The following is a 15318-nucleotide window of genomic DNA, read 5'->3' on the forward strand; positions in this document are numbered from 1 at the left end:
TTCTAAACAGGTATACTAACTAAATAAGAATCATTATGAAAAAACTTGTAGCTGAGTTTATCGGTACGCTTTGGTTGGTTCTTGGTGGATGTGGAAGTGCGGTACTTGCTGCAGCGTTTCCTGAACTCGGAATCGGATTTGTAGGGGTCGCCTTGGCATTCGGACTCACCGTATTGACCATGGCCTATGCCATTGGCCATATTTCGGGTTGTCACCTGAACCCTGCAGTGACCATCGGATTGGCCGTTGGTGGCAGAATCAGTAAAAAAGACGTATTGCCCTATATTGTGGCACAGATACTGGGAGGCATAGCGGGCGCAGGAATTCTTTATCTGATCGCTACTGGAAAGCCTGGCTTTGAAATAGGTGGCTTTGCGGCCAATGGTTATGCAGAGCATTCGCCCGGTGGTTACGGTATGACGTCCGCTTTTATTACCGAAGTGGTGATGACCTTCATGTTCTTGATCATCATTTTAGGGGCCACCCACTCCAAAGCCCCAAAATATATGGGGGGCTTGGCGATCGGTCTTGGACTTACCCTTATTCATCTAATCAGTATACCTGTAACGAACACATCTGTAAACCCTGCCCGAAGTACCAGTCAGGCCCTTTTTGCAGATGGCTCATGGGCCGTTCCCCAACTTTGGCTTTTTTGGATAGCGCCTATTTTAGGGGCCATCATCGCCGGAATCGTATACAACTATCTGTCGCCCGAAAAGAGAGGATAAAAGAAGTCCCGACCCATTACAGGTCGGGACCTTTCATTCAATCATCGAAGTCTATGACAACATCTCGACGGGTTTATCAGTCTCTTTCTTGTCAAAATCCAAAGATTCTGCCAATAAGGCTTCATCAAAATCAATCCCCTCTATGGGCACCAATGTTTCGCTTTCGGCATCCCAATCGATTCGTTTGCCCAATTTCCAAGAAAGGCCGGCCATATGGGCGGTAATGGCCTCATCAAAGCCTTCATCGATTCCACAGCTCACCTTGCCACCGTTCTTGATTGCACTCAACCATTCACGCATATGTAAAAAGGTTGAATCGACCCTTTGGCCATTGATGTATGTCCACATAAGGCCCTTATCAGCGAAATATTGTGATGTGGCCGAAGAAATGGCATCTGGTACATTGGCTCCGGGGTTGTATTGGTAGATCGGAGCCACTGGTCGCATTTTCTCTGCTTCGAGCATTTCAGCATATCGGGTAGAGCCACCATCTGGCCATACGGTAAGTTTATTGCCCAGTTCCATGGTGGCATCGTGCCCCATCAAGATAGTGGGTCTGTTGAAGCCATTGCCCAAGGTGGCGCTATAACAAAAGGTCATACCCTTTTCTTTGCCCTTTTTCTGGCTGCTGCCTGTACTGAACTCAGGAAATTCCATATTCACCTGTAGTACATCGGGTACGGTTCGGCTATCGTTGTGGGTATAGATGCCACCAGATGCCATAACTGATTTTGGAATACCCATATTCAGCACACAGTTCAAACGGTCATAGTCATGGGTCAATAGGTCACCTGAAAGCCCTGAACCATACGACCACCATTTACGCCATCTAAAAAAATGGTTTTTATTGAACGGTATTTTGGGAGCAGTACCCAAAAACATTTCCCAGTCAATGGTCTGTTCACTCGCCTTTTCATGAATATCATAGTTCCAGGCACCATTGTCGTCATTCCGGTTTGTATTGGTCTGTATGAGCGAAACGTGGCCCAAAGTACCTTTCGATACAATGTCTTGTGCCGTCTTGAAACTCAACGTTTGCCTGTGCTGGTGGCCTACGGCAAATACGGCTTTTGATTTTTTGGCCGCCTCACGAAGTCTATAAGTCTCTTCAATGGTATGGGTCATGGGTTTTTCAACATATACATGAATCCCTTTATTGAGCGCGTCGATTGACATAGGGGCATGCCAATGATCGGGGGTAGCAATGACAATGGCATCGACCTCACCGCTGTCGATCATCTCTTGATGGGTCTTATAGCGTTTTATGGTATTATCTTTTGTAGCAAAGGCATTGATGGCCATCTCGGCCCGAACATCGAAAACGTCACAGACCGCTGTTATGCGCACGTTCAGCTTATCTTGTTTTAAAAAATCTTCCAAAGCTTTGTGGTTGGGATTTTCATTGGCCTCCAATTCCATGGCCTCTACCCATTCTTTGGTGGCGAAACCCATGGCGCGGCACAAATGCTCGCCCCGGCCTCCAAAGCCAATAATACCCACGCGAACAGGGTCGCCCGTTATGTCAGGTACGGTAGGCGGCAACGATGGGGCTATGTTCAACTGTTCCAATATTTCAGAGCGTTCTCTTCGGCCACTGACCGTATTGGCGGCCCCGGCCCACCAAACAGCTCCCAATATTGGCAGACCGCCCAAACCTTTTAGCAAATCTCTTCTACTCCATTTCATACCTTCTCTATTTTAGCTGTTCTTTTATTGTTTTTGAAAAAACACCCCAACCCGAAGACATGTCCGGTAGGATGTTGATAAAGAATCATACAGGCCACCAACTCTATCAGGTTTTTGTTCACGAACCAATAGCTGCCCTCGACATTTATTTGGGGTAGCCAAGGTAGCGAAGGATGCGCCAGATAATAGAGTGCCAAAAGGCCAATACCCGCCAAGGCGCCTATTTTTTCAAGAAAGCCCAAAATAAGGGTTATTCCCACCAAAATTAACGCAACTACGTTCAACGTATCGACCCATCCGATAAGGGCATCAGAGGTCAGCCAAGTAAAAAATGGTTTTAACGGACCCTGTGCTGAGGCCAAGTATCCGAAAGAGGTCCAATCAGGATCATACATTTTTGTAATGCCTTCGTACAAAAAATGCCATCCTATCAATATCCGCAATAGCACGATGCTATGTTTCAATTGCCAATTCGATTTCATTGTAGACATATGATTGAGTGGTTAAGGTTGTCAAAACAAGTTACAAGATATAAAAGTAATCTCCCTAGCAAAAAAAGGTCATGACAAATATCATAAAACGAAATTCAGGCCGATGATGAAAAAAGCAACAAAATATGGGCGACGCCATATAGATCAACTCTTCGGCAGCACTCAAGATGACAAAATGGGCATTCCGTATAAATCAAAGTCAGATGCTTCGGTGATTTTGATATTCGCAAAATCTCCGATTTTCACATAATATTTAGAGGCATCTACCAGAACTTCATTGTCGACGTCGGGGGAATCAAACTCGGTGCGACCAATAAAATAATTGCCCTCTTTTCTATCGATGATACAACGAAAGGTTTTCCCGATTTTATCTTGGTTCAGCTCCCATGAGATTTGTGACTGTACTTCCATGATCTCGTTGGCGCGCTGTTGTTTTATTTCTTGTGGTACATCATCTGCCAAATTAAAGGCATGGGTGTTCTCTTCGTGACTATAAGTGAAACAGCCCAAACGTTCAAACCGCATAGCCCTGACCCAATCTTTCAGAATTTGAAAATCTGCTTCGGTTTCCCCAGGGTAACCAACGATCAAGGTGGTACGGATGGCCATACCTGGCACAGCTTCCCTAAAATCTTGTAGCAACTTGGTCGTTTTTGCCTTTGTGGTTCCCCTACGCATACTCTTTAAAATGGGGTCTGCAATGTGCTGTAATGGAATATCGATATAGTCGCAGATTTTTGGGTCATCTTTCATAACCTCCAAAACATCCATGGGGAACCCGGTTGGAAAGGCATAATGTAGACGGATCCATTCAATTCCGGTCACTTTGGCCAATTTTTGAAGCAGCTCCGCCAAATTCCGCTTTTTGTATAAATCCAACCCGTAGTAGGTCAGATCTTGGGCGATCAGAATCAGTTCCCTTACACCATTGGCAGCGAGCTTTTCAGCTTCGGCAACCAGTTCTTCCATCGGTTTGCTTTTGTGCTTGCCGCGCATCAGGGGAATAGCACAAAATGAACATGGCCTGTCACAGCCTTCCGCAATTTTTAGATAGGCATAGTTTTTTGGGGTAGTGGTCAAGCGTTCTCCCAACAGCTCATGCTTATAATCAGCCCCCAAGGCTTTCAAAAGATTGGGCAGGTCACTGGTGCCGAAGTAGTCATCAACATTGGGAATCTCCTTTTGCAGATCAGGTTTGTAGCGTTCGCTCAGACATCCCGTGACAAATACCTTATCGACCTCGCCCGCCTCTTTTTTCTGCACATATTCAAGAATGGTGTTGACGCTTTCTTCCTTGGCATTGGCAATAAACCCGCAGGTATTGATGACCACTACATTGCCCTCTTCTTCATGCACCACCTCTTTGTTATTGGCACGCAACTGCCCCATGAGCACCTCAGAGTCGTAGACATTTTTGCTACAGCCCAAGGTCACCACATTGATTTTGTTCTTTTTAAGTGATTTTGTACGCATACCAAAGAAAATGGATGCAAAAATACAAAAGTTAATCTGTGTGGTTCCACCGAACATGCTTCATGGCCTCACAGCTTTGCTTTCCACTTTTTGATGTTCTTTTCGTTCATACGGACGAATTCGTCCTTTTCCAATTCTGAAGCGATCTTTAAAGATATCTGGGCAGATTCGATGGCTGCGCCATAATCACCCAATGCTGCTTCTACCAAACTCTTCACCCGGTGAAAATAATAGGTGTCGCCACCAATCTCAAGTGCCTTCTCGAGGTATTGCAATGCCCGTTCAAAGTCTTTGCCCTGTTCTTGTAGGTAACGGGCCGCTTCATAGTACGTCAGGGCCGTAGGGTTTTCTTTGATCTGTTTTGCAATCTCAGCTTCCATCTGGGCATCGGTATCAACGGAAAAAGGGATGGTCACTTTGGTATTGGCCCAAATCAAGTTCAGGTTGGCAGAAGTATGGGTGATATTGTCAAAGGCCATTAAAAAGTTTTCTTGGTGATAGGGTATCTCTTGTGGTATTGCCGTTATCCTGAACAAATCTTCATCAAGATTGTAATTCTTTCGCCCATCTCCCCAGTGGCCAGTGTTCGTGTGAAAAACGATTTGCCACTCCTTTTCATCGGGAAAGGCATATAGGGCATAGACTCCCTTCGGCAATTTATTGCCCATTACCTCCATATTCGCCTCTGCCGTGATTTTAGTGCTTTCATTGGCCCCGACCCGCCAGATACGCCCATAGGGCACCAAGCCTTTTTGCCCATCTTTTTGAGGACCGAACACGTGACGCCCCCGAACGGCCGGACGGGAATATTCAACACGGATTTTGGAAAGGCCCACTTCCTGTTCCACTACTGAAAACGGACTGGCTTTGGGGTGGGAGATTTGTGAATGGCATAGCCAACATGAGAGGGTAAAAAGCAGGCTGAGCCATTTCATTGTTCAAATCTTAAAAAACGAATCCACAAACTCGTATTTGTTAAAGACCTGTAGGTCATCAATGCCTTCCCCTACCCCAATGTATTTGACGGGTATCTGAAACTGATCGGAAATGCCGATCACCACCCCGCCTTTGGCCGTACCGTCCAGTTTGGTCACGGCCAAACTGGTAACTTCAGTGGCCTTGGTAAACTGTTTGGCCTGCTCAAAGGCATTTTGCCCTGTGGAACCATCCAGTATCAACAATACATCATGTGGGGCATCGGGCACCACTTTTTGCATGACCCTCTTCACCTTGGTAAGCTCGTTCATCAGGTTCACCTTGTTGTGCAACCGACCCGCCGTATCGATCAAGACCACATCGGCATCGTCGGCAACGGCAGAATTCAAAGTATCAAAAGCTACGGAAGCGGGGTCACTGCCCATTTTCTGCTTCACGATGGGCACATCAACGCGCTCTGCCCATACCTGCAATTGATCGATGGCCGCTGCACGAAAGGTATCTGCCGCGCCCAAGACCACTTTTTTGCCTTGATTTTTAAACTGACGGGCCAGTTTGCCAATGGTCGTGGTCTTGCCGACCCCGTTCACCCCGACCACCATGATGACATAGGGTTTTTTATTCTCTGGCACCAAAAATTCTTCGGCCTCGCCCACATGGGTCTCTGAGAGCAATGCTGCAATCTCTTCACGCAAAATGGTGTTCAGTTCATCGGTGCCCATATATTTGTCTTGGGCCACCCGCTCTTCAATACGTTCGATGATTTTTAAGGTAGTATTGACCCCTACATCAGAGGTGACCAATACCTCTTCAAGGTTATCGAGTACTTCGTCATCGACCTTTGACTTGCCCGCGACCGCTTTGGTCAGCTTGCCAAAAAAACTGGTCTTGCTCTTCTCAAGGCCTTTATCAAGCGTCTCCTTTTTTTCTTTTGAAAATATTTTTTTGAATAGGCTCATTGGTCCATTTAAAGTTGGAAATCAAAGATAGGAAAGTAAGGGGAGTTATGTTAAAACAAAAAAGCCGTCCTGATGGTTATGGGGACGGCTTTTTTCATTCTCATATCGTGTTTGGCTCACTTCTTCGCCAACCATTCGTTTACAAGCTCAGGGGGCATAACAGACTCTACAAAGGTGTAGGACCCTGACTTGGGCGATTTGACCATTTTGATGGCCTTTGTCAATCTTTTTGAGCTCGATTGTAATGTTGCTACGGTCTTCTTTGCCATGACTCCTGCTTATTTGATTTCTTTATGAACGGTCATACGCTTCAAGATCGGATTGAATTTTTTGATTTCGATCCTATCGGGCGTGTTCTTTTTGTTCTTGGTGGTAATATACCTTGATGTACCCGGCATACCAGAATTTTTATGCTCGGTACACTCTAAAATAACCTGAATTCTATTGCCTTTCTTTGCCATCTTGCTCTGCTATTATTTGGTGTATCCTTTGGCCCTTGCCTCTTTCAAAGCGGCTGAAACACCTCTTCTGTTGATGATCTTGATGCCCTTGGCGGAAACATTCAACGTCACCCAACGCCCCTCTTCAGGAACATAGAAACGCTTCTTTGAGATATTGGCGTCAAATCTTCTTTTGGTCTTGTTGATGGAGAAGGAAACATTGTTTCCGAACATCACCTTTTTTCCCGTAATTTCACAAATTCTTGACATCGCCTTCGCTTTGCGTGATTTTATTGAGGGTGCAAATTTAGTGCTTTTCGATTGATGCGCAAAATTCCCGCTCAGAATTTTACAATTTCCTTTTGCAAAAGCTCAAAAGCCTTGTTCACAGACTTTTGCACGATACGCTCACGGTGATTGCCCATCACGAACTGTTGTGCAAAAGTACGTTCGGGCGTGCTTATGGCAATGAAAACCGTGCCCACCTCGACATCGGAATCACCTTTGGTCGGGCCCGCATTGCCCGTGGTGGCTATCGAGAAATCAGTACCCAAGATTTGTTTTACATTCTTGGCCATTGCCACGGCCACCGCTTCACTGACCACTGAATATTGTTCGATCAACCCTTTATCAACGCCCAATAATCGTATTTTGGTTTCGGTAGCATAGCTGACCACTGTACCCTTAAAATAGTCTGAAGCCCCTGGAACGGCGGTGATATGCCCTGCAATTTTGCCCCCCGTGAAGCTTTCAGCGGTCGAAAGGGTCATCTTTTTATCGGTCAGCAATTTGGCCACCAGTGCCTCGATACTTTCATCTTCTTCTTCCCCATAAATGATATCGCCAATCAACGGATACAGTTTCTTCGCTTCGGCCTCAATTGTTTTTTTGAGCAGTTCCATATCGGTACCCTTGGCGGTCAGACGTAATCGTACCCGACCCAAATTGGGTAGATAGGCCAGTTTGACAAAGGATGGGAGCTTGTTTTCCCAATCCTCTATTTTATTGGCCACGGCACTCTCTCCCAATCCATAGGTCATGATGGTTTTATGGAGAATGTGCGGACGCTCATATTTATCAATAATTCGTGGAATCACCTGATCAATGATCAAGTTTTTCATCTCAAAGGGCACCCCGGGAAGCGAAACAAAGACCGAACCGTTTTTCTCCATCCACAGTCCAGGAGCGGTACCATAATTGTTTTTCAGTACAACGGCCCTAGTGGGCACCAGGGCTTGTTTGCGGTTCAAATCAGATATGGGCGTCGAAATGAATTTCTCGAACAGCATTTCGACATGGGCCAAGATCTCACCATCTTGAACCAGTTCATCCTCTAAAAACTCACATAGGGTATGCTTGGTGATATCGTCTTTCGTCGGACCCAAACCACCGGTCATAATGACCACTTGTGAACGCCGGTTGGCTTCTGTCAAGGCATCTAAAATATGCTGACGATCGTCTTGTACCGACGTGATTTGGTATACAGATACCCCGATCTTGTTCAATTCTTTGGCGATAAAGGCCGAATTGGAGTCGATAATCTGCCCAATCAAGATTTCATCTCCAATGGTTACGATCTCTGCCTGCATAAAAAACGTATTTGCCTACTTGAAACTTTGCAAGTAGGCAGCAAAAATAACCAAACTAAATTCAAGAAAAGTAGTGGAGATTAAAGGTCGAAGTCACTTTTCAGCTCGGCGATCACCTGTTCGATATCTTTTTTGAGCAAGGGGAATTTTCCCTCTATTTGTTCCAAATTCGATTCGTTCTTGCCCAAAGTCTCGATTTCCAGGGCTATGGCACGGGTCTGTTCCATCCCCAACAAATCAACATTGGGTTTTATTTTATGGGCCAGTTTGTAAACCTGTTCAAAGTCTTTTCGGTCAATGGCATCTTCAAGGGCCGTTAAGTCTTCAGGCACTTCCTCTAAAAAAACTGAAACCACCGACAAGACAAAATCCTCATCTCCTTCGGCCATTTCATTGACCTTTTCCAAACTATAAATCATTACCTGACGTTAATTGCGAAAAACTCTTCCGCTTCTATTCTACCGACAAGGTAGTCATTTGGCACTACTTTACCAACACCTGCAGGAGTGCCCGTAAAGACGATATCGCCCTTTTTGAGCATAAAATAGGTTGAAACGTGGGCAATGAGCTCGTCTATCTTCCACAGCATCAGACTTGTATCTCCAGATTGTACAATTTCCCCATTTTTTAACAACGAAAACCCCAGTCTGTCTAAATTTTCGTACTTCTCTTTGTGAATCCACCTACCCACTACGGCTGCACCGTCAAAACCTTTGGCCTTTTCCCAGGGCAAGCCTTTTTCTTTGAGTTTTGATTGTAGATCGCGGGCGGTAAAATCAATTCCTAAACTGACTTCATCATAGTACCTATGTGCAAATTTCTGGTCGATATGCTTGCCCACTTTTTTGATCTTGACCAAAACCTCAACTTCATAATGCACATCATTCGAAAATTCAGGAATATAAAAATCTTGTTCTTTGGGCAATACCGCAGAATCAGGCTTGATGAACACTACAGGTTCGGCAGGGCGTTCATTGTTCAGTTCGTCTATATGGGCCGCATAGTTTCGGCCAATGCATATTAACTTCATACTATATTATGCCAATTTATTGTTCAATCGGCTCAACTTGATCTGTGTCAACACCTTTTTGGTATAGAGCGGGAAGTCGGCATTCAGTATCCAGCCGAAATAGCCTGGTTCTTCATCCAAAACCTTTTCCACTTCTTTGCCTTTATGCTTTCCAAAGGAAAAAATCACATCACCTTCTTCGTTATAACCTAGAAAACCGGCAAAATCGGCAAATTTTCGATGTGTAGAGAATTCGGCCAGTTTTTTGATATTGTTCTCCAGTTCTGGATACCGTTCTAGCTGGGCCAACAGCACCTCATAAGTGGCAAGGGTATCGGCCTTGGCACTATGGGCATCCTCCAGACTTTTATCACAATAGAATTTGTAGGCCGCTTCAAGTGTACGCTTTTCCATTTTGTGAAAGATGGTCTGTACATCGACAGACACCATGTGTTTCATGTCAAAATCAACATCGGCCCGCATCATTTCCTCGGCCAGTAGCGGAATATCAAAACGGTCTGAATTGAACCCTGCCAAATCACTGTCTTTGATCAAGCTGTAGATTTCTTTTGACAATTGTTTGAAAGTAGGCTCGTTCACCACTTTTTCATTTGAGATGCCATGAACGGCAATGGCCTCTGCCGGAATCTCCATCTCAGGATTCACCAGCCAGGTCTTGCTCTCTTTGTTTCCGTTAGGATGTATCTTTAGTATGGATATCTCGACAATACGGTCTTTCGCCACATTGGTACCTGTGGTCTCAAGGTCAAAAAAACAGATGGGTTTGGTCAGTTGTAATTGCATGGATGCGGTTATTTAGATTTGGAAAATAGCCAAGAAAGCAAGCCGGGTTCTGCGAAAGCGTTGTTCCAACTATCATGGCCCACATCAGGGTATAATGAATACTTTACTTCTGCCCCTACATCTTGTAGCGCATCGACCATTTGGGTGGAATATTTTGGTGGCACCACATTGTCAGCTTCACCATGAAACACCCACCAATACACTTTTTTTAGTCGTTTTGCGATATTAGGATTTGCTCCACCGCATATCGGAAAGGCAGCTGCAAACATTCTGGGGTTGCGGTTCACCAACTCAAAGGTACCCATACCGCCCATTGAGAGTCCGCCAACGTACATCCTGTTTTTATCGACGGGATATTTTCGTTTCAAGTATTTGAGCAAGCCCTCTAAAAGCAGCAGGTCGTTTGTAGGTTCGGCATCCTGATAAAACACAAACTCGCGGTTGCCCCACTGCCCACGAACATCGGTTTTTGCCCATGAACTATTGGCCGCACACTGCGGAAATACAACGATTGCCGGGTATTTCTCACGCACATCATCCTTCAAAAACAGGCTGGAACCGTGCACCAACTGGGCCATATTGTCATTGCCCCGTTCACCCGAACCGTGTAGAAACAGAATGAGCGGATAGTCTTTTTCTTCATCATAGTCTTTGGGCAACAGCAAACGATAGGGCAATGCACCGCCGTCCATCTCAAAAACCTTCTTCACGTACATAGTGGAATCTTGTGGTATCGCTACTGAAAAGGCCAAAAGCATAAGGATCAGGCTAAAAAACTTCATGGATTCAGGTTTTCAATCCCTAAAAATAGTAATACCAGTCCTAAAAAAGATATGAAAACCTAAATTTCACGGTTTACATCCCAGGCCTCAAGATAATCAGCAACTGCTTTTACGAACATGCCGCCCAACGCGCCATTGACCACTCGGTGGTCATAGCTGTGTGAGAGAAACATTTTGCTGCGTATTCCAATAAAATCGCCCTCTTCCGTTTCAATGACGGCAGGCACTTTACGGATTGCCCCAAGGGCCAAGATCCCCACTTGTGGTTGGTTGATAATAGGTGTGCCGAACACGCTCCCAAAAGAGCCTACATTGGTGACCGTGTAAGTGCCATCTTGAATTTCGTCTGGCTTCAATTCATTGTTGCGGGCCCGATTGGCCAAATCATTCACCGTCTTGGCCATGCCCACCAAGTTCAGTTGATCGGCATTTTTGATGACGGGCACAATAAGGTTACCGTCGGGCAGTGCCGCCGCCATGCCTATATTGATATTCTTCTTTTTGATGACGTTGTCACCATCGAGAGAGATGTTTATCAGCGGATATTTTTTTATGGCAACGGCCACGGCTTCCATAAAAATCGGTGTAAATGTGAGTTTCTCACCTTCTCGTTCTTCAAAGCTCTTTTTGGTCTTGTTGCGCCAATTGACCACATTGGTCACATCGACCTCGACAAAACTCTGTACATGTGCCGAAGTGGCCACACTTTCTGTCATATGATGGGCAATAAGCTTGCCCATTCTGGTAAGCGGTATTGTTTCATCACCATCTTTCACCGCCACAGTGCTGGGCCTTGAAGGTTCTTTAGCGGTTTCTTGAATAGGATGTGGTGTCGGTTCAGCTTTTGGTTGCACCTCAATGGCTTTTGAGCCGCCATTTGCCCCTCGATTTTCGATAAAGGCCAAAATATCGTTCTTGGTCACCCGGCCTTCTTTGCCCGTACCGGGGATTGTCTCCAACTCTTGAAATGAAATGCCTTCTTCTTTGGCGATATTCTTGACCAAAGGGGAATAAAAACGCCCAGAACCTGAAAGGTCTGCTGCTGCCGGAGCTACCGATTCTTGTACCGTCTGCATTTGTTGCTCTAACTCGACCACTGGTTCGGGTGCTTCAGTGGCCCCTGTTTCTTCGGCAGGCTCATCTTCTATGGTCACTTCTTGGGAAACCTCACCTTCAGTTTCAATCACGGCGACCACTTCACCGACCTTGATCACGTCATCGACCTCGAACCTTTTTTCCAACAACTTGCCTTCGACTTCGCTCGGCACTTCAGAATCAACCTTGTCGGTGGCAATTTCGAAGATAGGTTCGTCCATTTCAATGGTATCACCCACTTCTTTCAGCCAAGCGGTCAATGTTGCCTCGGCGACACTCTCGCCCATTTGTGGCAATTTCAATTCGAATTTTGACATATTCTTATTGTTCGAGCTTTTTGAAGCTTATTTTTTGCAAAAATAATATAAAAACGGGCTGATCTTTAATTTATGCATAATTAATTTGCCTTGATGGAACTCTCAAATGGCACTCGGTTTAAAATACTGCGCCCCAAGGTCACCTCATCGGCATATTCGAGCTCATCACCCACTGAAATGCCGCGTGCAATGGTCGAAGTCTTCACATCAACACCTTCTAACTGCTTATAAATGTAAAAATTGGTCGTATCGCCTTCCATGGTCGAGCTAAGGGCAAAGATCAGTTCTTTGATTTCCCCTTCCTTTACTTTTTCCACTAGGGAAACAATGTTCAAGTCTTGTGGACCCACCCCTTCCATCGGTGAAATCTTTCCGCCCAGAACATGGTAGAGACCACGATATTGTGAGGTGTTCTCAATGGCCATGACATCCCTGATATCCTCAACCACACAGATCAGGGAAGCATCACGCTTAGGGTTAGCACAGATCTCGCACAGTTCGGTATCGGAAATATTGTGGCAGTTTTTGCAGAAATTCACCTCATTGCGAAGCTTTGACAATGCGCTTGACAGGTTCTCGGTCTGTGCTTCGGGCTGTTTCAACAGGTACAGTACCAGGCGCAAGGCCGTGCGTTTGCCTATACCGGGCAATTGTGACATCTCGTACACCGCATTTTCCAATAGTTTCGATGAAAACTCCATACCCAAAGTTAAGGATGTAAAATTACGATTTTATTGTTTGTTTTGCTTCTCACCCCAATTGCACTTTCAAGGAGAAGGAACCAAAAACCTTTCTTAAGTGGTGGGCAATGAGGTATGACTTTTGTACTTTGCGATCCAAAATTTCTACATGTCGCCGACCCAGATACTCATTTTGATAGGGGCCTATTTTTTGGTTTTGCTTCTCATCTCTTATTTTACTGGCAAAAACGATAGCAACGCCGATTTTTTCAAAGCGGGCAAGCAATCACCTTGGTACCTTGTTGCCTTCGGCATGGTGGGCGCCTCACTATCAGGGGTAACCTTTATTTCAGTGCCCGGTTGGGTCGAGGCCTCACAGTTCAGCTATATGCAGGTCGTTTTGGGCTACCTCTTTGGTTATTTTGTAGTGGCCTTTTTGCTGATGCCCATCTATTACCGGTTAAATCTGACCTCAATCTACGAATACCTGCTCGAAAGGTTCGGCCCTACCAGCCATAAGACGGGAGCCTTTTTTTTCTTCGTCTCACGGGTACTCGGTGCTGCCTTTCGGTTGTTCTTGGTGGCCATCGTTCTGCAACAATTCGTGTTCGACGACTTTGGGGTACCGTTTGAAATCACAGTGGTCATCTCCATCTTACTTATTTGGACCTATACCGCCCGCGGAGGCATCAAGACCATTGTGTGGACCGACACCCTGCAAACGCTTTTCATGATTCTGGCGGTCATTCTCAGTATCATTTTCATCAATCGTGAACTGGAATGGAGTTTTTCAGAGTTTATCGCTTCGTCTGAATTAAAAGAATACAGCACGTTTCTCTTTGTTGATGATTTTATGGCCCGAAACCACTTGCTGAAGTCGTTCATCGGCGGTATGTTCATCACCATTTGCATGACAGGGCTTGATCAAGACATGATGCAAAAGAACCTTACGTGCAAAAACCTGAAAGATGCCCAAAAGAATATGGTATCGTTCAGTTTTGTGCTGGTCGGCGTTACCTTCCTGTTCATGCTGTTGGGGGCTTTATTGTTCATATATGCCCACAAAAACAACATCGCCGTACCGTTGATGGACGGCGCCCCGAAGACAGATCTATTGTTCCCAGAAATAGCGCTCAATAGCGGTTTGGGGCTTACCTTGGCCATCACCTTTATGTTGGGGCTCATCGCTGCGGCCTACAGCAGTGCCGATAGTGCCCTCACCTCGTTGACCACCTCGTTCTGTATCGATTTCATGAACATCGAAAAAAAATCAATGGCCGATCAAAAACGCCTGCGCAAGCGTACCCATATCGCCATGAGCGCCATGTTGATTGTGGTCATTATCATTTTCAAATATGTGCTGGCCCGTAATGTAATCGATGGACTCTTGACCGTGGCGGGCTATACCTATGGGCCACTGCTTGGCCTCTTTGCCTTTGGCATATTTACCAAACTCGAAGTAAAAGATAGTTATGTGTGGTTAGTGACCGGGCTTTCAGTGGCCATTATTGCCCTAGTGGCCAACCTGCCCCCAGAACATTTGGGCGGTTATGTACTGGGCTACGAGCTCTTGCCCTTGAACGGGCTGTTGACCTTTTTGGGATTATGGTTGATAAGTAAAAAACCCGATTAGCCTTTTTTGCCAAAGGTCAACAAAAAGGTCATCTTGATCAATACCTAATACTGCCCTGTGCCCAACAACACCAAAGTGCAGGCCTCTTCGACTTCGATACCATGTTCTTCAAGTAGCGGGTAAAATTCAGGGTTTTCAGTATTTGGGTTAAAAATGACCCTACGGGGTTGAAGTTCAATGATATCGTTATAATACTCTTTTTGTCGTTCTGGGGTCATATACAATGAAATCGTATCAACTTCTTGAATGGTATTAAGATTTGTGGTAACTTGCACTCCCGAAACCACTCCTGTGCGCAATCCGAATGCTACGGTCCGTATACCATGGGCCACCAATCTTTGAATGGCTAGATTGCTATATCGGTGAGACTTTAAAGATGCCCCAAAAACCAGTGTCTTGCCCATATTGTTAATTTAAGTGTTAAACTGATTTGAAGATTGTAACTATTTTAAAAAAAACTCGTCTATTGGTAGCGTAAAAATATTCAATCATTGGTAAGTCTGTATTTTTTTATAGTTAATGGTTAGTGTTTAGTATAGCTTATCAATGTAAAGAACCCCGGCAGCAATGTCGGGGTTCACTTCTTTTGGAAAAGCACCCTCTTATTCAACCATCACAAAATCAAATACTTAAAAATAAAAAATGCATTAAAAAGTGTTAAAGCACACTTTTAGTGTAACATGAAAGCAATACTAT

At 45.2% G+C, this 15318-nt stretch carries 18 protein-coding genes; 2 read left to right on the forward strand and 16 right to left on the reverse strand.

Features of this window, described 5'->3' with window-relative positions:
* Positions 1-35 precede the first annotated feature (35 nt).
* Positions 36-728, forward strand: coding sequence for an aquaporin Z (aqpZ, locus tag L0P89_RS01980; protein WP_235266730.1), 693 nt, complete (start codon positions 36-38; stop codon positions 726-728).
* 51 nt (positions 729-779) lie between these two features.
* Here the strand turns inward: aqpZ and L0P89_RS01985 are convergent, their stop codons facing one another.
* The 15 genes from L0P89_RS01985 to recR all read right to left on the reverse strand — a co-directional run bounded on the left by L0P89_RS01985 (position 780) and on the right by recR (position 13010).
* Complete coding sequence (locus tag L0P89_RS01985) at positions 780-2414, reverse strand: Gfo/Idh/MocA family protein (RefSeq protein ID WP_235266731.1); 1635 nt, start codon at positions 2412-2414, stop codon at positions 780-782.
* The gene (locus L0P89_RS01990) at positions 2411-2896 is read right to left on the reverse strand and encodes a DoxX family protein (RefSeq protein WP_235266732.1); all 486 of its coding nucleotides are present in this window, start codon (positions 2894-2896) and stop codon (positions 2411-2413) included. The genes L0P89_RS01985 and L0P89_RS01990 overlap by 4 nt, the downstream gene beginning before the upstream one ends.
* A gap of 171 nt (positions 2897-3067) precedes the next feature.
* The gene (gene rimO, locus L0P89_RS01995; RefSeq protein ID WP_235266733.1) at positions 3068-4378 is read right to left on the reverse strand and encodes a 30S ribosomal protein S12 methylthiotransferase RimO; all 1311 of its coding nucleotides are present in this window, start codon (positions 4376-4378) and stop codon (positions 3068-3070) included.
* Between the two features lie 68 nt (positions 4379-4446).
* On the reverse strand, positions 4447-5313 hold the full coding sequence (locus tag L0P89_RS02000) for a DUF2911 domain-containing protein (protein ID WP_235266734.1): 867 nt from the start codon (positions 5311-5313) through the stop codon (positions 4447-4449).
* Between the two features lie 3 nt (positions 5314-5316).
* Positions 5317-6273 (reverse strand): signal recognition particle-docking protein FtsY, encoded by a 957-nt coding sequence (gene ftsY, locus L0P89_RS02005; protein ID WP_235266735.1) that lies wholly within the window; start codon positions 6271-6273, stop codon positions 5317-5319.
* 116 nt (positions 6274-6389) lie between these two features.
* Entirely contained in the window at positions 6390-6542 is a 153-nt protein-coding gene (locus L0P89_RS02010) for a DUF4295 domain-containing protein (protein ID WP_235266736.1), read from the reverse strand.
* Positions 6543-6551: 9 nt separating this feature from the next.
* Entirely contained in the window at positions 6552-6734 is a 183-nt protein-coding gene (gene rpmG, locus L0P89_RS02015) for a 50S ribosomal protein L33 (RefSeq protein WP_235266737.1), read from the reverse strand.
* Between the two features lie 12 nt (positions 6735-6746).
* Entirely contained in the window at positions 6747-6983 is a 237-nt protein-coding gene (gene rpmB, locus L0P89_RS02020; protein WP_235266738.1) for a 50S ribosomal protein L28, read from the reverse strand.
* A 71-nt stretch (positions 6984-7054) separates the two neighbouring features.
* A complete protein-coding gene (locus tag L0P89_RS02025; protein ID WP_235266739.1) occupies positions 7055-8302 on the reverse strand; it encodes a competence/damage-inducible protein A in 1248 nt (415 codons plus the stop codon).
* A gap of 80 nt (positions 8303-8382) precedes the next feature.
* Positions 8383-8721 carry an Hpt domain-containing protein gene (locus L0P89_RS02030; protein ID WP_235266740.1) on the reverse strand — a complete coding sequence of 113 codons (339 nt, stop codon included), beginning with the start codon at positions 8719-8721 and terminating at the stop codon, positions 8383-8385.
* Positions 8721-9332 (reverse strand): fumarylacetoacetate hydrolase family protein, encoded by a 612-nt coding sequence (locus L0P89_RS02035; RefSeq protein WP_235266741.1) that lies wholly within the window; start codon positions 9330-9332, stop codon positions 8721-8723. Before L0P89_RS02035 ends, L0P89_RS02030 begins: the two co-directional genes overlap by 1 nt.
* 6 nt (positions 9333-9338) lie before the next feature.
* Positions 9339-10115, reverse strand: a complete 777-nt coding sequence (locus tag L0P89_RS02040) for a 3'-5' exonuclease (RefSeq protein ID WP_235266742.1) — start codon at positions 10113-10115, stop codon at positions 9339-9341.
* Between the two features lie 8 nt (positions 10116-10123).
* On the reverse strand, positions 10124-10897 hold the full coding sequence (locus L0P89_RS02045) for a prolyl oligopeptidase family serine peptidase (protein WP_235266743.1): 774 nt from the start codon (positions 10895-10897) through the stop codon (positions 10124-10126).
* A gap of 59 nt (positions 10898-10956) precedes the next feature.
* Entirely contained in the window at positions 10957-12309 is a 1353-nt protein-coding gene (locus L0P89_RS02050) for a dihydrolipoamide acetyltransferase family protein (RefSeq protein WP_235266744.1), read from the reverse strand.
* Between the two features lie 80 nt (positions 12310-12389).
* Positions 12390-13010, reverse strand: coding sequence for a recombination mediator RecR (gene recR / locus L0P89_RS02055; protein ID WP_235266745.1), 621 nt, complete (start codon positions 13008-13010; stop codon positions 12390-12392).
* 148 nt (positions 13011-13158) lie between these two features.
* On the opposite strand from recR, the gene L0P89_RS02060 reads away from it, so the two are divergent.
* Positions 13159-14622 carry a sodium:solute symporter gene (locus L0P89_RS02060; RefSeq protein ID WP_235266746.1) on the forward strand — a complete coding sequence of 488 codons (1464 nt, stop codon included), beginning with the start codon at positions 13159-13161 and terminating at the stop codon, positions 14620-14622.
* A gap of 44 nt (positions 14623-14666) precedes the next feature.
* Here the strand turns inward: L0P89_RS02060 and L0P89_RS02065 are convergent, their stop codons facing one another.
* Positions 14667-15026 carry a CoA-binding protein gene (locus L0P89_RS02065; RefSeq protein WP_235266747.1) on the reverse strand — a complete coding sequence of 120 codons (360 nt, stop codon included), beginning with the start codon at positions 15024-15026 and terminating at the stop codon, positions 14667-14669.
* Between the last annotated feature and the right edge of the window lie 292 nt (positions 15027-15318).

Origin of the sequence: Muricauda sp. SCSIO 65647 (genome assembly GCF_021534965.1) — a bacterium.
GTDB lineage: Bacteria > Bacteroidota > Bacteroidia > Flavobacteriales > Flavobacteriaceae > Flagellimonas_A.